Origin of the sequence: Streptomyces sp. NPDC057486, assembly GCF_042802415.1 — a bacterium.
Classification (GTDB): Bacteria; Actinomycetota; Actinomycetes; order Streptomycetales; family Streptomycetaceae; genus Streptomyces; species Streptomyces yanii.
Map to the genome: position 1 here is coordinate 14,562 of NZ_JBHVEE010000084.1, position 18,627 is coordinate 33,188.

General features: G+C 68.7%; 16 protein-coding genes and 2 pseudogenes. 6 read left to right on the top strand and 12 right to left on the bottom strand.

Annotated features, from left to right (window positions below; genetic code table 11):
• Nucleotides 1-22: 22 nt before the first annotated feature.
• From ACFU6I_RS31315 to ACFU6I_RS31345, 7 genes are all read right to left on the bottom strand, one after another.
• Nucleotides 23-1,081 (bottom strand): sugar kinase, encoded by a 1,059-nt coding sequence (locus ACFU6I_RS31315; protein WP_384372728.1) that lies wholly within the window; start codon nt 1,079-1,081, stop codon nt 23-25.
• Nucleotides 1,082-1,147: 66 nt separating this feature from the next.
• The gene (locus ACFU6I_RS31320) at nt 1,148-2,098 is read right to left on the bottom strand and encodes an aldose 1-epimerase (protein WP_384372730.1); all 951 of its coding nucleotides are present in this window, start codon (nt 2,096-2,098) and stop codon (nt 1,148-1,150) included.
• A 6-nt stretch (nt 2,099-2,104) separates the two neighbouring features.
• Nucleotides 2,105-2,968 carry an SMP-30/gluconolactonase/LRE family protein gene (locus tag ACFU6I_RS31325; RefSeq protein WP_384372732.1) on the bottom strand — a complete coding sequence of 288 codons (864 nt, stop codon included), beginning with the start codon at nt 2,966-2,968 and terminating at the stop codon, nt 2,105-2,107.
• Nucleotides 2,969-3,004: 36 nt separating this feature from the next.
• The gene (locus ACFU6I_RS31330; RefSeq protein WP_384372734.1) at nt 3,005-3,775 is read right to left on the bottom strand and encodes an SDR family oxidoreductase; all 771 of its coding nucleotides are present in this window, start codon (nt 3,773-3,775) and stop codon (nt 3,005-3,007) included.
• 86 nt (nt 3,776-3,861) lie between these two features.
• Complete coding sequence (locus ACFU6I_RS31335) at nt 3,862-4,851, bottom strand: substrate-binding domain-containing protein (protein ID WP_384372736.1); 990 nt, start codon at nt 4,849-4,851, stop codon at nt 3,862-3,864.
• 52 nt (nt 4,852-4,903) lie between these two features.
• Nucleotides 4,904-5,959, bottom strand: coding sequence for an ABC transporter permease (locus tag ACFU6I_RS31340; protein ID WP_384372738.1), 1,056 nt, complete (start codon nt 5,957-5,959; stop codon nt 4,904-4,906).
• Complete coding sequence (locus ACFU6I_RS31345) at nt 5,956-6,780, bottom strand: ATP-binding cassette domain-containing protein (protein ID WP_384372740.1); 825 nt, start codon at nt 6,778-6,780, stop codon at nt 5,956-5,958. Before ACFU6I_RS31345 ends, ACFU6I_RS31340 begins: the two co-directional genes overlap by 4 nt.
• Before the next feature lie 186 nt (nt 6,781-6,966).
• Here ACFU6I_RS31345 and ACFU6I_RS31350 point away from each other — a divergent pair, with 186 nt between their 5' ends.
• From ACFU6I_RS31350 to ACFU6I_RS31360, 3 genes and pseudogenes are all read left to right on the top strand, one after another.
• The gene (locus tag ACFU6I_RS31350; RefSeq protein WP_384372742.1) at nt 6,967-7,638 is read left to right on the top strand and encodes a GntR family transcriptional regulator; all 672 of its coding nucleotides are present in this window, start codon (nt 6,967-6,969) and stop codon (nt 7,636-7,638) included.
• Between the two features lie 97 nt (nt 7,639-7,735).
• A pseudogene (locus ACFU6I_RS31355) lies at nt 7,736-8,471 on the top strand (fumarylacetoacetate hydrolase family protein).
• Entirely contained in the window at nt 8,468-9,502 is a 1,035-nt protein-coding gene (locus ACFU6I_RS31360) for a mannonate dehydratase (RefSeq protein ID WP_384372744.1), read from the top strand. Before ACFU6I_RS31355 ends, ACFU6I_RS31360 begins: the two are co-directional and overlap by 4 nt.
• A 179-nt stretch (nt 9,503-9,681) precedes the next feature.
• On the opposite strand, the gene alr is transcribed toward ACFU6I_RS31360, so the two are convergent.
• Both alr and ACFU6I_RS31370 read right to left on the bottom strand, forming a co-directional pair.
• On the bottom strand, nt 9,682-10,875 hold the full coding sequence (gene alr / locus ACFU6I_RS31365; RefSeq protein ID WP_384372762.1) for an alanine racemase: 1,194 nt from the start codon (nt 10,873-10,875) through the stop codon (nt 9,682-9,684).
• Between the two features lie 186 nt (nt 10,876-11,061).
• Entirely contained in the window at nt 11,062-12,678 is a 1,617-nt protein-coding gene (locus ACFU6I_RS31370) for a PucR family transcriptional regulator (protein WP_384372746.1), read from the bottom strand.
• Nucleotides 12,679-12,812: 134 nt separating this feature from the next.
• Here ACFU6I_RS31370 and ACFU6I_RS31375 point away from each other — a divergent pair.
• Nucleotides 12,813-13,061, top strand: a pseudogene (locus ACFU6I_RS31375) (transposase); the annotation flags it as partial.
• 3 nt (nt 13,062-13,064) lie between these two features.
• Here ACFU6I_RS31375 and ACFU6I_RS31380 read toward each other — a convergent pair.
• The 3 genes from ACFU6I_RS31380 to ACFU6I_RS31390 form a co-directional block, all read right to left on the bottom strand.
• The gene (locus tag ACFU6I_RS31380; RefSeq protein ID WP_384372747.1) at nt 13,065-14,249 is read right to left on the bottom strand and encodes an alanine racemase; all 1,185 of its coding nucleotides are present in this window, start codon (nt 14,247-14,249) and stop codon (nt 13,065-13,067) included.
• A gap of 59 nt (nt 14,250-14,308) precedes the next feature.
• Nucleotides 14,309-15,727, bottom strand: a complete 1,419-nt coding sequence (locus ACFU6I_RS31385) for an amino acid permease (RefSeq protein ID WP_384372749.1) — start codon at nt 15,725-15,727, stop codon at nt 14,309-14,311.
• A gap of 113 nt (nt 15,728-15,840) precedes the next feature.
• Complete coding sequence (locus ACFU6I_RS31390) at nt 15,841-16,299, bottom strand: RidA family protein (RefSeq protein WP_384372764.1); 459 nt, start codon at nt 16,297-16,299, stop codon at nt 15,841-15,843.
• A gap of 230 nt (nt 16,300-16,529) precedes the next feature.
• Between ACFU6I_RS31390 and ACFU6I_RS31395 the strand changes: the two genes are divergently transcribed.
• Together ACFU6I_RS31395 and ACFU6I_RS31400 are read left to right on the top strand one after the other, a co-directional pair.
• On the top strand, nt 16,530-18,188 hold the full coding sequence (locus ACFU6I_RS31395) for a PucR family transcriptional regulator (protein ID WP_384372751.1): 1,659 nt from the start codon (nt 16,530-16,532) through the stop codon (nt 18,186-18,188).
• Nucleotides 18,189-18,388: 200 nt separating this feature from the next.
• On the top strand, nt 18,389-18,625 hold the full coding sequence (locus ACFU6I_RS31400; RefSeq protein WP_384372753.1) for a hypothetical protein: 237 nt from the start codon (nt 18,389-18,391) through the stop codon (nt 18,623-18,625).
• The last annotated feature ends 2 nt before the right edge of the window (nt 18,626-18,627 follow it).

Genomic DNA, 18,627 nt, shown 5'->3' on the forward strand with positions numbered 1-18,627 from the left:
CGGTGCTCCCTGGTCGGGATTGTCATGATGTGGGTGCGAGGCCGATCACGCTGTGCGGTCGGGGCAGGACGGGTGAGTGGATTCCGGCACACGTGACCCGGGTTGCGGCCCATTCGTCGGGGAAGGCGGCGAGAAGGGCGGCGGTGAGCTCGGGGGAGGGCGGGACGCCGTGGTCGCCGTGGGTGGTGAGGGCGGTTGCGGCGGTGAGGTGGCCCAGGCGCAGGCGGGAGCGCTGGTCCAAACCGCGCAGGGTCGCGGCGAGGAAGCCGGCGGCGAACCCGTCGCCGACGCCGGTGGGTTCGACGACCTCGACGACGAGCGCAGGTTCGCTGACGGTGGTGCCGTCCGCCCTCAGCACGGTGACGTGGTGCTCGGAGTCTTTGACGACCACGGTTGCGGGGGCGGGGAAGGCTGCCCGGATGGCGGCGTGGCTGCTGAGGCCGAAGGCGGCTTCGGCCTCGTCGGCTCCGAGGAGGAGCAGGTCGGCGGCGTTAGCGAGTTCGAGCAGGACGGCCGGGTCGCGGTCGTGCCAGAGGGCGGGCCGCCAGTTGAGGTCGAAGCTGACGGTGTGGCCGCGGCGAGGAGCGGCGAGCAGGGCCCGGATCAGGCTGAGGCAGCTGTCGGAGAGCGCAGGGGTGATGCCCGACAGGTGCAGTAGTCGGGCGCCGGAAAGGAGTTGGTTGAACACGGGGTCGGTGAAGGTGTCGGGGCCGAGGGCGGAGGCGGCGGAGCCGGTGCGGTAGTAGCGCATCCGGCTGTGCGGGTGGGTTTCCTTGAGGTAAAGGCCCGTCGGCCGTACGTGATCGATGGTGACGGCCGAGACATCGACCCCGCGTGCGGTGAGCTCGCTGATGATGCGTCGGCCGAAGCCGTCGTCGCCGACGCGGCTGACCCAGGCGGTGGTGATCCCGTGCCCGGCGAGGCCGCAGGCGACGTTGGACTCGGCGCCGCCCACGCCGACCCGGAACTCTTCGACGGACTCGGCGGGGCCGAGGTGTCCGGGCAGCAGGACGGCCATGGTCTCGCCGAGGCACACCGCTTGCGGATTGTGGACTGCTGGTTCGGTCCCGACGTACGCCATGGGTCTGCGGTCCTTCCGTGTTCCGTCCGGTGCCGGAGGGCGGTGTGCTGCGTGCGGCCGCCGGCTTCAGCGAAGGTCGGTGATGCTGAGGGTGATGTCGCTGGTCCAGCTGGTGCCGGCCGGCAGGAGGGGTGCCTGGCCGCGGGTGGGGCAAGCTGGGGAAGGGGTGCCGGCCAGGACGTTGGCGGGTTCGATGGCGACGACATAGGCGCGGCCGTACCAGGGAAAGCCGCTGCTCGCGTGGCACTCCTGCCACAGCCAGGCATGCGGCAGGACGGATGCGTCCCACTCGACGCGGATGCCGAATCCCGCGCTGGGGCTTTCGATGGCGAAGGAACCGGTCTGGAAGTCCGTGAGGCAGGCGAACACGGCGCGCCCGCTGTCCGGTCCGGGGCACTGCCGCAGGTCCAGGACGTCCCCGTCGACGGTGGGCGCGAGCGGGAACGCCGCGCGGACATCGGGCGGCAGGACCGTGCCGGGTTGCTCGGCGTCGGTGAGGACGGTGCGGGCCGCGGTCGTGATGGTGCAGTGCTCGTCGATGAACGGTGCCCCGAAGCCCGGGTGCTGGACCCACATTACCGGTACGGGTTCCCCGGAGGTGTTGTGGACGGTGTCGTGGACGTGCAGGGCCGGCCCGTCCAGGCGCAGGCTGCGGGTGAGGCGGAGCGGGGCGGTGATCAGGTCGGTGGCGAGACGGACTTCGGCCTCGTCCGCACTCTCGACCGTCCAGGCGACGACGGCCGCCTCGCCGTGGTAGCCGCGGCGGACGCCGTCGACGGTCCGCTCGGCGCCGGCGTTGGGCACGAGCTGCTGCCAGCCGCCGCCGTAGCGGGCGAGCCAGTCGGTCCGGCTGTCGCCGGTGACGGGCGCCCCGGCCAGGTCGCGGCACCCCCACGGCGTGCGCCACAAGACGTCGATGCCGCTGGTGCGTTCGGTGACGGACGTGATGTCCGCGCCCTTGTCGGGGCGTACTTCGACCGACAGGTGGTCGCCGTGCAGCTGCACAGAAGAGGTCATGGCCGGTCAGCCTCCGAACGGGTGGGCGGGAAGGCCGCGGACGCCCAGGCCGTGCACGGCCAGGACGGAGCCGGCGGGCCCGGCGGGGCCGGGTCCGAGACCTTCGCGGGCCGTGGTGACGTAGAGGACGTCGAGGTTCGGGCCGCCGAAGGCGCAGGAGGTGGGCTGGTCGACGGGAAGGGGGACTTGGGCGAGGACCTCCCCGTCGGGGGAGAGGCGGCAGAGCCGGCCGCCGCGCCACAGGGCGATCCACAGGCAGCCGTTGGCGTCGACGGTCATTCCGTCAGGTTCTCCGGCGGCTTCGGGGAAGCGGGCGAGGGTGCGGCGGCGGGTGGGGGCGAGCCGGTCGGGCAGCACGTCGAAGGCGTTGACCTCGTGGGCGGCGGTGTCGATGAGGTAGAAGGTGCGGTTGTCGGGGCTCCAGCCGAGGCCGTTGGGCTGTGTCAGGCCGTCGAGGACCGGTTCTGTCGTCCAGTCCGGGGTCAGGACGTGGAGAGCCCCGCGGCCGGCGGTGAAGTCCATGGCGCAACTGCCTGCCCACAGCCGTCCTTGCGGGTCGCACTTGGCGTCGTTCATCCGGCGTCCGGGCGGCAGGACGGCCAAGCGGGTGGTCCAGGTGCCGTCGGCGCGGACATCCGTGAACCCCTCGGTGGTGGCGGCGACGTATCCACCGGACGCCTTGGGGACGGCGGCGCCGACGAAGGTCGGCAGGGTGAGGGTGTGCGAGTGGGGCACGGCCGGGTCGGCAGTGTGGACGCGGCCGGCGAGGATGTCCACCCAGGTCAGCTGTCCGGTCTCACCGTCCCAGAACGGTCCTTCTCCGACGCGGGCCTCACCGGGTATCGCGACGGTGATTTCGGTGCTCAACATCACTTCTCCGATCGCGGGTTGAAGAATGTTCGGTGATCAGTCGGGGAGGGCCACGGCGACCTGGGCGAGCAGGCCGCCGTCGACGGGCAGGGCAATGCCGGTGATGAAGGCGGCGCGGTCGCTCGCCAGGAAGGCGATGGCCTCGGCTACCTCCTCGGGACGGGCCACCCGCCCGAGCGGGTGGCTGCGACCCCACGTGACGACGAGTTCGTCCGCCTCCTCGGGGCTGCTCGCGAACCCGGCGGCGGCGGCGCGGAGCATGGGGGTGTCGACGGAGCCCGGGCAGACGGTGTTGGCGCGGACGCCGAAGGCGGCCTCGTCGACCGCGAGAGAGCGGGCGAACGCGTTGAGGGCGCCCTTGCTGGCGGTGTAGGCGGCGACGTTCTTCTGGGTGACGAAGGCCTGGACGGACGAGACGAGCACGATCGAACCCGCGCCGCAGGCGCGCAGGGCGGGCAGGGCGTGCTTGGCGGCGAGGAAGGCGCCCTCGACGTTGACCGCCATCACCTCCTCCCAGGTCGTGCGCGGGGTGTCGGCGGCGGTGCCGTAGCGCTGGATGCCGGCGCAGGCTACGAGGACGTCGAGTCCGCCATGGTGCCGGACGGCGTGACCGACGGCGGCGGCGACCGAGGACTCATCGGTGACATCGGTCTCGACGTAGGTGATCGCATCGTGGACGGCGACCTCCGGCGGTGTGACGGACGCGCACACCACCCGCGCGCCGCGGGCGGCCAGGAGCTCGGCCGCGGCCAGGCCGATGCCGCTGGATCCGCCGGTGACCAGTGCGGACTTGCCCTCGAATTCCATGGGTGTGCGGTCCTTCTGCGAGGTGGCTGCGGGAGGAGGTCCCGGGGCCGACGAGGGCCCCGAGGCGGAGCGCGGGAGGCGCGGTGTTACTTGTACAGGCCGGTCTGGGAGGCCGGGTCGTCCAGGTTGTCCTTGGTGATGACCAGCGGGACGAGCGGCTGATCCTTGGGGATGCTGCGGTCGCCCTCGATGTACTTCAGCGCGTTCTTCACGGCCAACTGGCCGATCTGGTAAGGGTTCTGAGAGACGAGAGCGGTGAGGGTGCCGTTCTTGAGGTTGGTGGCCTCCTGCGGACTCGCGTCGTAGCCGAGCACGGCGATCTTGCCGGTCTTGCCGGCGGCCTTGACCGCGTTTGCCGCGCCCTCGGCGGTGATGACGTTCGAGGCGAAGACGGCGACCAGGTCGGGGTTGGCGGTGATGGCGGACTGCACCAGGCCGGCGGCCTGGGTGGCGGAGTCGTTGCCGGCGTACAGGTTGGGCAGCATCTTGTACTTGGACTGAGTGTCGAAGGCTTCCCGGTAGCCCTTCTCGCGGTCGTCGATGGAGCTGATGCCTGGCTTGATGTGGACGAACACCACCTTGCCGCCTGCGGGCTTCTGCTTCATGAGCTCCTGGGCGCCCAGCTTGCCGCCCTGGACGGAGCTGGCCGCGATGGCGGTGAAGACCTTGTCGCTGTTGACGTTGTTTCCGGTCGTCATCACCGGGATGCCCTGGGCGACGGCCGCGGCGATCGGGGCGGCGAGCGCGGTGGCGTCGGTCGGGTCGATGACGATGGCGTCGGGCTTCTTCTGAGTAACCGCCTGAAGGACGGGGATCTGCTCTGAGGCCTGGAAGTTGGCTGGGCCCTGCACGATCGGGGTGACCCCGGCGGCCTTGGCCGCGGCCTTGAAGCCGGTGATCTCGGTCGAGTAGTACGGGTCGCAGGTGCACCCGGGGATGAAGGCGATGGTGCGCTGCTTGCCGGAGCCGCCGCCGGTCGCGCTCGTGGGGGCTTCGGAGGAGGAACAGGCCGACAGGGCGAGGACGGCGGCCGCGGCCGCGGCCGCCAGCGCGGCCCGGGTGATTCTGCGAAGCATGGGATGATCCGTTCCGTGTGTACGGGGGAGGTCCGGGGTGGTGCGAGGCAGGTCAGGAAGCTCGCAGTTGCTGACGGCGTTTGATGTCGTCGACGGCGACCGCGACGATGAGGATGGCGCCGATGGCCACCGTCTGCCAGAACGGCTGGACGTCGACGATGACCAGTCCGTTGTTGAGCACGGCCGGGATCATGACGCCGACGGCGGTGCCGAAGATGGTGCCGCGGCCGCCGAAGAGGCTGGCCCCGCCGATGATGACGGCGGCGATGGCGACGAGGTTGTCGGCACTGTGGCCGCTGACCTGGGTGGTGGTGTATCGGGCGACGTCCAGGACGCCGGCCAGGCCCGCGAGGGTGCCCATCATGGTGAAGAGCACGACCTGATGACGAGTCACCTTGATGCCGCTGCGGCGGGCGCCTTCGGCGTTGGAGCCGATGGCGTAGGTGTACCGGCCGAACTGCGTCCTGGCGAGGACGAGGCCGGCCACGACGGCCACTGCGGCGGCGATCCACACGGGCAGCGGCAGCCCGAGCACCTGGCGCATGCCGATGCCGGTCACCATCTGGGGCGGTAGCCCGGTGACGTCGGTGCCACTGGTGATGACCTGTGCCAGGCCGAGGCCCATGCCGAGGGTGCCGAGCGTGATGATGAACGAGGGGATCTTCAGCCGGGTGACCAGGACGCCGTTGAGCAGGCCCCACGCCGCGCCGACGGCCACGGCAACGGCGATGCCGAGCGTGATGGCGGCACCGGCGTTGGGGTAGCCGCTTTCGGCGGACCCGCTGACCGCGACGATCGTCTTGGCGGCGATCACCTGGCTGAAGACCAGCACGGATCCGATGGACAGGTCGAGCTGGCCGCCGATGATCAGATAGGCGGTACCGACGGCCAGCAGGATGGTCCCGGAGGCGTTGAAGAGGATGTTGCGGAAGTTGTCCGCGTTGAGGAACATTTCGCCGGCCTGCGCGGAGAAGGCGAGAACGAGGACGACCAGCGCCAGGAAGACCCAGTTGCTCGTCAGTGCGGCGGCTGCGCGGCGCACACGGCTCGCGGTGTCCGGACCGGATATGTCGGTGTCCGCGGTGGGAAGAGCGAGATGAGGAGTCATGACGTGCTTCCCTGCGGGTCGGTTGGGGTTCCGGCAGCCGCGCCGGTGATGGCGGCGACGATCTCGTCGTGCGAGGTGGTGGCGGGCGACAGCGTCGCGGCGGTGGAGCCCAGCCGGAGCACGACGATGCGGTCGGCCACGTCGGTCACGAACGGCACACTGTGGCTGATGACGATGACGGCGATGCCCCGGTCCCGGGTGTGCTTGATCAGCTGGGCGACCTGCTCGGTCTGGACGAGGCCCAGCGCCGCGGTGGGCTCGTCCATGATGACCAGCTCGCGGGCCCAGATCCCGGCCCGGGCGATCGCCACGGTCTGGCGCTGGCCGCCGGAGAACATCCGTACTGGAGCCCGGTAGTCCGGAACACGGGCGCCGAGGGTGCGCAGATAGTCCTCCGCCTCGGCCTGCATCCGCTTGTTGTCGAGGACGCCCAGCCGGCCCAGCAGTCCCGGCTTGCGGCGCTCGCGGCCCAGGAACAGGTTGGCGGGGGCGGTCAGATCGTCGGCCAGCGCGAGGTCCTGGTAGACGGTCTCGATGCCAGCGGCGCGGGCGTCCGAGGGGTTGGCGAAGTGGACCTGTTCGCCGCGTACGCGCAATTCGCCGCTGTCCGGAGCGAGGGTGCCCGACAGGATCTTGATCAGCGTGGACTTGCCCGCGCCGTTGTCGCCCATCAGTGCCACGACCTCGCCGGGGGCCACCTCCAGGGATACGTCGGTCAGTGCTGTGACGTGGCCGAAGCGCTTGGAGATCCCGGAGGCCGAGAGTATGGGGACATCCGATCCGGAGCGGGAGGGGGATGGTGTCGCATTCGACAGATCCATCAGCACGAGTCTTCCTCTCGTTGGCGACTCAGCCGTTCTCTGCGAGAAGTGCCAGGTGCGTCCGCTTGAAACCCGGAGATCGCCTGGCTGGACTGGGATGCTTGCATACAAGTTCTCTAGTATGCAAGGATTGCGCTCGTGAAAACGGATCGAAACTTCCCAGATGGCCCGTCGACTCTCTCATCGGTGCGGCGGCTGCACGTCCGCCAGCGCACCTCTGACCGTGTGTACGAGGAGTTGGCCGGGGCTATCCGTGATCTGCGGATCGAGCCGGGTGCGTCGTTGTCGGAGACAGATCTGGCCGAGCGGTTGCAGGTCAGCCGTACGCCGTTGCGTGAGGCCATTGTGCGGTTGGTGGACGCTGGTCTGGTGTCGGTGGTGCCTCAGGTGGGTACTCGGGTGGAGCCGATCCGGCTGCGGGATGTTGAGCAGGCGCGCTTCGTCCGGGAGAGCTTGGAGGTGGCCGCGTTTGCCGCGGCCTGTGAGAAGCCGGAGCGGGACGTCACCGGGCTGCGTGCACTCCTTGTCGAGCAGGAACGCTGCCATCAGGCTCACGACCTCGACGGGTTCTTCGCCGCCGACGAGGCGCTCCATCGGCAGATCTTCGAGATGAGCGGCTATCCCGGAGCCTGGCAGCTGATGCAGCCGATGAAGATGCATCTGGATCGCTTCCGGCGGCTCAGCCTGCCCGATCCGGCGACGCTACGGATCCTCATCAACGAGCACACGGCGATCGTGGACGCGCTGGAATCCGGCGACGCGGTACACGGCCGCGCCCGCATCAGCAGGCACGCCCGCAGGGTGCTGGAGACCGCCCCAGGACTCCAGGCCCGCTACCCCGGGTACTTCGCGGACTGAGTTCCGGACGAGCCGGACGGTCCGGACCGGCGACGCCGACCGCCGACGGCGGGCTCCGCACGGGGCCGGCCTTTCCTTGCCTGCGGAAAGGGCCATCATGAGATTCCTGCGTATCGGCCCGTCCGGCGCCGAGGCGCCCGTCGTGGCCACCCCGGATGGCGAGTACCGCGACCTGCGCATCGCCCTGCCCGTGGCCCGTCCCGGCGTCGTGCTGTACGTCGGCCCGAACCATGCTGCCCACGCCGCCGAGTCCGGATCGCCGCCGCCGCAGCACCCAGCGGTGTACAAGGCCCCCAACACGGTTGCCGGCCCGTCCGACGACCGCCTGCTCCCACGCGGATCGGACCGGACCGACTGGGAGGTCGAACTCGCCGTCGTGATCGGCCGGAAGGCCCGCTGCCTGGGATCACCGGAGCAGTGCCGGCCTGCATCGGTGGATACACCATCTCCAACGACTTCTTGGAGCGCCGCCTTCAGCTGGAGACCAGCGGTGGCCAGTGGTCCAAGGGTAAGAGCTGCGAGACGTTCAACCCGTTGGGCTCCTCGCTGTTGACGCCCGACGAGGTCCGCGACCCCAGTCGCTCGGGCTGCGGTCCTGAGTCAACGACGTGCCCCAGCAGTCCTCCGCGAGGCTGGAAATGATCTTCGATGTTGCCACGCCGATCCACCTGATCAGCCAGGTCACGGTCCTGGAGCCTGACGACATCGCCAACACCGGCACCCCCGAGGGCGTCGCGCTCCTCCGCCGGTTCCTTTATCTCACCGAAGGCGACCTCGTCGAGGTCGAAATCGACGGCCTCGGCCGGCAGACCCAGAAGGCGGTACGAGAATGACGCTGAGGCTTTCCCTCGGCCACATCGACGTCTATGACGACAGGACGGCGACCTTCGCGCATCAGCTCGGGCTCACCGGCGTCCAGTTCCACACCCCCAACCTGCTACCCGGCGAGGCGGGTTACTGGAGCCTGGAGGAGCTGCGGGCACTGCGCGAGCGCTGCGACGTCGACAAGCTGCGGATCGACGGCCTGGAGAACGTTCCTCTGGCCCACTTTTGGAAGGTCCAGCAGGGTCTTCCCGGGCGGGACGAACAGATCGAGAACTACCGCACGACCATCCGGAACATGGGCACGGTCGGCATAGACATGCTCGGCTACAACTGGCTGCCGACGTTCGTGTGGCGCACCGACATGGACGTGGCCGGCCGCGGCGGCGCCAGGGTCACCTCCTTCGACCTGTCCCGCATCGGCGCCGGCAACGCGCTCGCCTCCTACCGGCTCTCGCCCACCGCGCTGCCGTCCGAGCCGATCACGGCCGAGCAGATGTGGGCCAACCACCAGTACTTTCTCGACGCCGTCCTGCCCGTCGCCGAGGAAGCCGGGGTGAGGCTGGCACTGCACCCGGACGACCCGCCGGTGGACGAGCCGCTGGGCGGCGCGGCGCGCATCTTCAACTCGCCGGCATCGCTTTCCGCAGCACGCGAGCAGGCAAAGGGAAGTCCGGCCTGGGGACTGGATCTCTGCCTCGGCACGGTCTCCGAGATGGGCGGCGAGGATGCCGTCAACGAAGTCATCGACACGCTCGGTCCGCTCGGTGCGATCTGCTACGTCCATTTCCGGGACGTCCAAGGGAGCGTCCCGTCCTTCCGTGAGTGCTTCCTCGGTGAGGGCAACTACCACCCCGCCCGGGTCATACGCCGCCTCCATGACGTGGGATTCGACGGCTTCATCATCGACGACCATGTGCCGGCCGTGGTCGGCGACCCCGATACCTGGATCGACACTTCCTCCGATGCGTACTGCAGCCGTGGCCGCGCCCACGCGATCGGCTATCTCCAGGGCGTCCTCAACGCCCTCGGCTTGGACTGACACGGGCCTTCCCCAGAAATTCAGGGGAAAGCTCCGGACGTACACGCGGGGATCCTTCCCACACTGCCGGGGGCTGTCCGGGGCGGCGAAGTGTCGTGACCGGGGCTTGCGGGGTGAGCGGTGTGGTGCTGTGAGCCATTCCGCAGGCTTTTAGAACGGGGCCGATGAATGGGGCGACTTCAGCGTTCGTCGGGGCTGGAACCACCGGTGTACGTACGCGGTACGCGGGCACCGATGCGCGTGACGATCTCGTAGGAGAGGGTCCCGGCGGCACGCGCCCAGTCCTCGGCGCCGGGCTCCCCGCGGTCTCCGGGGCCGAAGAGTACGACCTCATCGCCGACTGCGGCCGTGTCGTCGTCGAGGTCGACGACGAACTGGTCCATGCAGACCGTGCCGGCCACCGTGCGCCAACGGCCGGCGGCGAGGACCTGACCGGTGCCGGAGGCATGCCGGGGTACGCCGTCTGCGTACCCGAGGGGGACGAGGCCGAGCGTCGTCTCGCGGGAGGCGCGGTAGCGGTGGCCGTAGGAGACTCCGTGTCCGGTGGGGACACGTTTGACGGAGACCAGCCGTGCGGTGAGCGTCATTGCCGGCCGCAGGCCGAGGGCCGCAGGGTCGGCCAACTCCGGTACCGGGCTCAGCCCGAAGAGCGCGAGGCCGGGGCGCACGAGGTCGAAGTGGGTCTGTGGAAGGGTGAGCGTGGCGGCCGAGTTGGCCAGGTGCAGGACTTCGGGGCTCAGCCCTGCCTTTCGTGCCAGCTGAACCGCGTCCCGGAAGTTCTCCACCTGCCGGTCGCACTCGGGATGTCCGGGAGAGTCGGCATCAGCCAGATGGGACCAGATCCCCACGACCCGAACATGCCCGGATGCCTCCGCTCGCGAGGCAGCCTCGACCAGCGCAGGCCACTGGGCGGACGAGGCACCGCCGCGCCCCAGTCCGGTGTCGATCTTCAGGTGCAGCAGGCCCGGGCGGCCTGCGACCTGTGCCGCCTGTGCCGCCGCCTCGACCGCCCACGTGGCGCCGGCCGACAGTTCGATCCCTTCGACCATGGCGGAAGCCCAGTCGTCACCGGGGCCCAGCAGCCAGGCGAGGATTCGGCTGCTGATGCCCGATGCGCGCAGTGCCAGCGCTTCGTGCATGCGGGCGACGCCGATCCACGTTGCGCCGCCGGCCAGCGCCGCGCGGGCGCAGGGGACCATGCCATGCCCGTAACCGTCGGCCTTCACCACGGCCATTACTTCGGCGGAACGTGCCGTGTCGCGCAGCCGGGACGTGTTGTCGCGGATCGCTGCGAGATCGATCCGGGCCTCCGCGAGCGGCGTCTTCTCCTCCGCTCGGTGCGTGTGGCTGGTGGCCTCGTGGGGACTGCCGATTGTCACGCCGTCGTCCTTCCATGGAATCCTGCGATGCCCCGTCGGGCTGCGGGTGGAGCCATGGTGGCGGGCGGGACAACGTGCCGTCATCGTGCGAACGGCACTGTGTTGCGGCGGCCGGGAGTGCGACTAGGACAACGAGGGAGAGGACGTGCCGGGTGCCACAGCGGACGCTCACGCAGGCCGTCAGGCCTGGTGATCCTTCCTGGTGCGCGCACCGCTCTCCGCGCCGTAGCGGAGGGCCATGAGTTGAAGGAGCAGTGCGGAACGGACGTCCGGGCTGTCCAGCTGCAGCTCCACGACGTCCCGCAGGCGACGCATCCGGTGGCGGAGCGTGTTCGGGTGGATGTGCAGCCGGGCGGCGGCCGCCTTGGGGTCGCCCATCTCCTCCAGCCAGGCTTCCAGAGTCGGCAGGTAGCTGGTGCGGCACTCGCGGTCGCGGTTCACGAGATGTCGCAGAGGCCCGATGTCCGCGGTCCCGGCGGTTGAGGCAGCGAGGGCGACCCGGCGGAGGACCACCTTGGCCCACACGTCGTCGTGGACGGCCGGGGAGTTCGTGATCAGCCCGGACGTGAGCAGTCCGAGCGTGTCGTCGGCTTGTGCCCGGGAGGCGGCAAGCTCTGGAACGGAGGCGGCGAGCCCGCCCACGGCGACGAGTTGCGTAGCCCGGCCGGTGGTCTCGCCGAGCTCGTGCAGCCACTCGGACTGGCGTCGCGAAGCAGCGGTCACTGGCTCGGCATCCACTATGCCGTAGACCACGCCGCCGATCACGGCTGCTGGTGAGCGCAGACGTGAGCCGGGGAACCGGGACAGTCGTTCCTGCACTGCCAGGCGTTGCGTCTCGGCCTCGTCGGCACCGTCGCAGCGCACGCCCACGGCGATCACCCGCCAGGGCCCGGCCGACAGCCCGAGGAGGCGCGCCGCGTCCACGGCACCCGCCTTCCCGTGCAGCACTTTCGCCACCATGTCCGTCAGTACGAGGCGCTCCCGGTCAGCCTCTGCACGGCGACGGAGCAGGTGCAGGGCCGCGGCGTCCGCGGCGGCCGCGAATGCCGCGGCGCGCTCGGCCGGGACCGGGCCCGGCACGATTGCCCATATCGAGCCGAGGACGTCCCCTCCTGCATGCACAGGCACCACGAGTCGGGGCTTGGTTCCCTCGACGACTGCAGGAACGTAGATGGGCCTCTTGTCCCGGGCGATCTTGCGGAAGACGCCGTGCCGCCGGTAGTGCGCGTTCACCTCGTCGGGAACGTGACGGCTCATGATGGTCGCCACGCGTGCCTCGTCGTCACGCTCCTGCCGAGTGGAGTAGGCGAGTACGCGCGAGGTGCGGTCCTCGATGGTGACGGGGGCGTCGATGATGCCGGCGATCGCATCGGCCAGGTCGAACAAGTCCGCGGCTTCAGCCACTCCAAGGCCCGCGACTGACTCCGCGAGCCTGTCACCGTCGAGCGCTGCGCGTAGCAGCGAGACAACCTGGGCCCACCCTGCCTGATGCGCGACCTGTATCAGTGCGACTCCTGCGGCCGTCGCCGCCGTGGTCACCTCCGCATCCACGGCTGCCGGTGCCTTGAGCAACAGCGCGGCGGCGGACTGCCGGGCGCACAGTGACAACAGCCCAAGGGCCGCTTCTCGGTCGACCAGGTTCACGCCAAGGATCACGTCACCCCTGCCCAGCTCGAGCTCACCGTCCGGTTCGGCGATCACCACGTCACCCAACGCGACCGGAGCCCTGCCGGGAGCGGACACCTCTGACAACACGGACGCTCCCACGGCATCGAGAAGTCCTTGGAGAGTGATCATGAGCTTCCACCTGCTCGCCTTATCGGGCCCAACCATCGTGCACCACCGTCCGGCGCCAGCCTCCGAAAGCCTGGGTCGGCGACTGCCGAAGTCAGCGAAGAGGGCTCCACGTCCACCGGCTCCGTGCGAGGCGGATGCTCGCCGCCGCACTGGAAGCGGAAGTCGACCAGTACATAGCCGAGTTGGTCGCTGAGCGCGACAAACGGGACCGCCGCCTGGTCGTGCGCAACGGCCACCACCGCCCCCGGATCGTGACCACCCGGGCCGGCCCGGTCGAGGTCCGCACCCCGCGGGTGAACGACAAGCGCGTCGACGAGGCCACGGGCGAGCGCAAGCGCTTCTCCTCGGCGATCCTGCCACCGTGGTGCCGCAAGTCACCGAAAGGCCTATCGGGCATGAGCTGCCTCCGTTCTCCTCGCCGACTCGCTGAGCGCTGTGGCGATCGATGATCGGTGGAAGTCGGTGCGCCAGACGTCGATCACATCACCGTGGTCGTTGGTGATGAGGTAATCGGGCCACCGGTCAAATGCCGAGCACGGGTGCGAGATCCCGAACTCGACGACATCCGTCACCTCAAGATTCCATGCGTCGGAGAGCACGGTGTGGTGGTCGTACAGCGCGCGCACACGTCCGCGGACATCGGACTTCTTTTGTCCGGCCGCCGTGCTGGCGGACAGAAGGATCGGCGTCTCGGTGTCGTAGGGAAGGTCGCGCTTCCCGGCTCCGACCACGGCGGTGCCGTCCTCGGCGGCGGACACGACGACCGCGCGCACGGCCAGGGCTGGGACGAGGCCGGGAATCGGGCTCACGCGGGCGTAGACGCCGTGATCGTGTGTGACATAGCAACCGGACCTGAGCAACCGGATTGTGCCCGGAACGTCGTCGTCCGTCGCGAGGAAGTCGACGACACGGTCAGGAAAGGCCGATCCGCCCATCGAGTACACGGGGCGGTCGGTCTCGAAGAGTCCGGCGACGTCGAGGTAGACGTCGCGGACCCGGCGGCAGTGTTCGTCCACGGCCGCAAGCGTTTCGTCGGTCCTTGTGTTCGGGGCGACGCCTTCGTAACCGGCGACTCCCACGAGCCGGAGTCCGGGAGCCGCTCGGACGAGCTCCGCTGTGCGGCGGGCCTGCTCCGGGTCGCGGATACCGGTGCGGCCACCCGGGGTGCCGATGTCCAAAAGCACCTCGAGAACGGGGCCGTGCGCGTCGAACACCTGATTCGCTGCGGCGATCCCGGCCGCGGAGTCGACGAAGCACCGGATCTTCCGTTCCGGCTCGGCGGCGAGCCAGGCCCGAAGTCGCGCCAGTCCGAATGGATCGACGACCTGGTTCGCGATGAGGACGGTGTTGTGTCCCCAGCCGAGCACGGTCGCGACCTGGTCGACGGTGGCAACGGTGACGCCGACGGCGCCGGCCGCGATCTGTCGTTCGATGATGGGAGCGGACATTGTCGTCTTGACGTGGGGAGCAAGTGCGACGTCATGGGTTTTGCACCAGTCGGCCATGACGCGGATGTTGTGATCGAGGGCGGCGGCGTCGAGACGCAGCTGGGGGTATGCGGCGGGAATCACGGTGGTTCCTTCAGGTGGCTGCTCGGCAGGGCGTCAGCGCAAGTGGATGGACTCAGGGCTCACAGCGCGCTCGGTGCCCGGGCCGGGATGTGCTCCTTGCGGGCGGCGTTTCGCGACGACATCCGGTAGCCGCCGATGAGAATCGCTGCCCAGACCGGCAGGGCGTACAAGGCGATGCGCTGGCCCTCGTCGAACGCGAGGAGAATCGTCAGAGCTGCGAGGAAGGCGAGGGTGGCCCAGCACAGGGCCGTGGCGTAAGGGAGCTGGAACGTACTCGCGGGTGCCTCACCGCGTTCGACGCGACGCCGGTAGACGAGGTGGCAGACGACGATGACACCCCAGCACCAGATTCCTCCGAGAGTGGCGACCGACGAGATGTACGAGAACGCCTGCTCCGGGACGATCGCGTTGACCGCGACGCCGACGAGCATCAGAGTGCCGGAGGCGATGATGGCGGCCGCAGGCACGTGACCACGGCTGGTCTTCTCGAACACCTTGGGTGCGAGCCCGTCCTCGGCGAGCTTCTTGAGCAGGCGTCCGTTGCTGTACAGCCCGGCACTGCACGCCGACAGAGCGGAGGCGAGGACGACGAAGTTCATGACGCCGGCGGCCGCGGGAAGACCAATGTGCGAGAAGCTCTTGACGAAGGGGCTCTCGTCCGCGCTGAACTGATCCCAGGGGAACAGCGACATCAGCACGATCAGGGTGCCGACGTAGAAGATCCCGATACGCCAGGGCACGGAGTTGATCGCCTTCGGTATCACGGACTCCCGGTCCTTCGTCTCGGCTGCGGTCATGCCGATGAGTTCGACGCCCTGGTAGGAGAAGACCACGACCTGGAAGGCCAGAAGGACCGCGAGTAGCCCGTGCGGGGCGATGCCTCCGTGATTCCAGAGGTTTTCGATCCCTCCTGCCTGGCCGGCTTCGCCGACGTTGAAGACCAGCGCGAAGATGCCGCCACCGATCAGGGCAAGGATGGTGACGACCTTGATCGATGCGAACCAGAATTCGGCCTCCCCGAAGAATCCGACCTTGGCCAGGTTCAATCCGACGAGTGCGAGCAGTGCGATCAGCGCCGTGAGGTATTGCGGCAGCGACGGGAACCAGAACTTGACGAAGACCCCTGCTGCGGTGAGCTCGGCCATCCCGATGATGGTCCAGGTGAGCCAGTAACCCCAGCCGGTGACGAAACCGTATGCAGGGCCCAGGAATTCGCGCGCATACTCGGCGAAGCTCCCCGCGACGGGCCTGTACATCAGCAGCTCGCCGAGGGCACGCATGATGATGAAGATGAAGAAGCCGGTGATCGCGTAGACGCCGATCACGGCCGGCCCGGCGTAGGAGATGCCTTTCCCGGATCCGAGGAAGAGCCCGACTCCGATGGCGCCACCGATCGCGATCATGCGGATGTGTCGTTTGTTGAGCCCTTGCGCGAGGCCGTCCTCGTTCGCCCCTTCGAGGGAGCTGTCGACAGTCATGATGTGTCCTTGTTCGAGGTCAGTGTTCCGATATAGGCGTTCTGTGTTGGCGAGGACAGTCGTGGCGGACCGTGCCGGGCGTCGCTCGGTCGGGTCCGGCTGAGTGCCGGAGGTCAGGCAACCTCGACGATGAGTTCGACTTCGACGGGAGCGTTCAGTGGCAGTTCGGCGACGCCGACAGCCGAGCGCGCATGTGTACCGGCATCGCCGAAAACGCTCGCGAGCAGATTCGAGGCGCCGTTGACGACGTCGGGCTGGCCGGCGAAGTCGTCGGCGGAAGCGACGAACCCGGTCACCTTCACGACCCGTACGACCGAGTCGAGGCCGACGAGGGCATCGATCGCAGCAAGTGCATTCAGAGTGCAGATTTCCGCTGCCCTCGACGCGTCCATCGCCGAAACCTCGCGGCCGACCTTTCCCGGTCGTTCGATCGATCCCCGCACCAACGGCAACTGGCCAGAGGTGTAGACCAGATCACCGGTCCGCACCGCCGGAACATAGGCGCCGATCGGAGTGGCCGTCGACGGAAGTTCGAACCCGAGCTCAGCAAGGCTTTCCGCCCATGACGACATGGATGATGCGGAGACAGCGCACCGCGCGTCGTCGGATGCACCGGTGGTGGATGGTGTCGCGAACATGTAAACACTCCCTGCTTTCGGGGTGGGGCGTCGATGCGCACCAGCGTGCTGTGCATCACCACGACGTGCATCGTGCGGCCGCACCAATCACGACCGAGGTGTGGTGCGGATTCACGAACGACGTACCGTTGGGTCCAGCAGGAAGCGAACGAAGGGTGCCGATCATGACCAGCCCTGGAGCCAGGCTCGACAACGTCGTGAGCAACCTCGCCGGCACCCTGCTGGAGGTTCTTGCGGGGACCGTCGACGGAACGACGTTGATCACCGACGTCGTCGTCGACGATCCGCGGGAGCAGGTACCGGTTCGCCCCGGGGCCATGCTTCTGTGTACCGCCGCCGACGTCGGAGATCTGCCGGCCTTGCTCGATCGTGCGGTCACACGCCAGGCCCCCGCCCTCGTGGTACGTGCGCCGCTGGATCTCGAGCCGGAGCTGCGTGCTCGCGTCGAACGCAGCGGTGTGGCCCTGCTCGGTCTCGCCGGCGGAGCAACGTGGGCACAGCTGGTCGTCCTGCTCCGCTCGCTGCTCTCCGGCAGTGCGAGCGGCGAGGAACTGCTGGCCGGAATGCCCGCGGAAGACTCGTTCGCCCTGGCCAACGCGATCGGATCACTGCTCGACGCGCCGATCACCATCGAAGATCGCGACTCACAGATTCTGGCGTTCTCCGATCGCCAGAACGAGGCTGATCAAACACGGATCGAGACGATTCTCGGACGTGGCGTCCCCCAGCACGCCCGCCTCGCGCAGGAACGAGCGGGCGTCTTCAAACGGCTCTACGCCGGCGAGAAACCGATCTTCATCGACACGCCGCAGATCGAAGGAGTGCCAGGTCTTCCGCGCGTGGCGATAGCCGTACGAGCAGGGGACCAAGTGCTCGGCTCGATCTGGGCGGCTGTCCCTGGGCCCCTGAGCGACGAGAAGGAGCACGTACTCGTCGATGCCGCGAAAGTCGTTGCGCTGCATCTGCTGCGGCACCGTATCGGTGTAGACATCGACCGGCAGGTTCGCGCGGACCTCATCGCAACCGCATTGACGGGAGGCGCCCCGGCGTCGGGCGCGATCGAGCGTCTTGGACTGGCGCACCGGACCGTGGCAGTGCTCGGCCTGTCCCTTCCGAATGGGAACTCGGCCGACACTGACGTCTCCGGGCAAACGCGACGGCAGACCTTGGAACGGATCACCGACTCCTTCGCATTTCACCTGTCGGTCGCGGCACCCGGCGCAGTTGCCGCATTGGTCGGCGACGTGTGTTATGCGATCGTGCCGGCACCGATCCGGAAAGGAAAAGAAAACGTCACGGCCATGGCCCAGCGGGTTTCGAACGATTTCCTCGACCGTGCACGGGACAGACCTGGAGGAGCGGCGATCGGTATCGGTCGCGACGGCTCGTCATCCGATCCGGCCGACCTCGCTCGCTCGCGGCACGATGCGGACAGAACCCTACGTGTCCTGCGCCAGGAACCAGCCGGCCGAGTCGCATTGTTCGCCGACGTCCAACTCGACGCACTCTTGCTGGAGATCGGTGACCAACTGCACAATGAGGGCGGGCTGCTGGACGGCCCCATCGCCCGGCTGCATCACCACGATCGAGAACACGGAACCACGATGGCGGAAACCGTGGCCCAATGGCTCGACCACCTCGGCAACACCCTGAACGCATCTGCGGCCATGGATGTACACCCCAACACATTCCGATACCGCCTTCGGCGAGCGGCAGAAATCGCGCAACTGAACCTGAATGATCCCGACGAACGCTTTGCGGCGATGCTCGAGTTCCGGCTCACTCGGCAACGACCGTCCGCGGAAGCCACCGCCGCAGCTTGACCCTTATCCGCGTGGGATGTCTTGTCAGCGAGGACCGTGCCCGGCCGTGTGCGGGGCCGGGCGACCGGCCCGCGGACGCGGATCTTTTTCAGCACGCGCACCGCGCCCCGCCCGGCGGCGGCAGCCAGGTGTTCATGTCCCCAGACCGCCGGTAGGGGCCGATCTCTCAGCAGTTCGCGAGCCGTAGGGCTCAGCGGTTTGTGGCGTGGACCACGGACAAGGGCGGTCGGCGTGAGCAGGCCGCGACCTGGTCCTGCACTCCGAACGGCAGCGCCCGTCTGACGGGTGCGTCGTCCATCTCACGCGACCGGGTCGCCCTGACCACAGCGCGGAACCACCCTGCCGGAGACGCGGCCCTGATTGCGTTGCATATCGATGCCCGTCTGGTGAACCAGTCGGCGGTGCGCGGGGTGCACCGCACCGGAACCACCCACTGAAG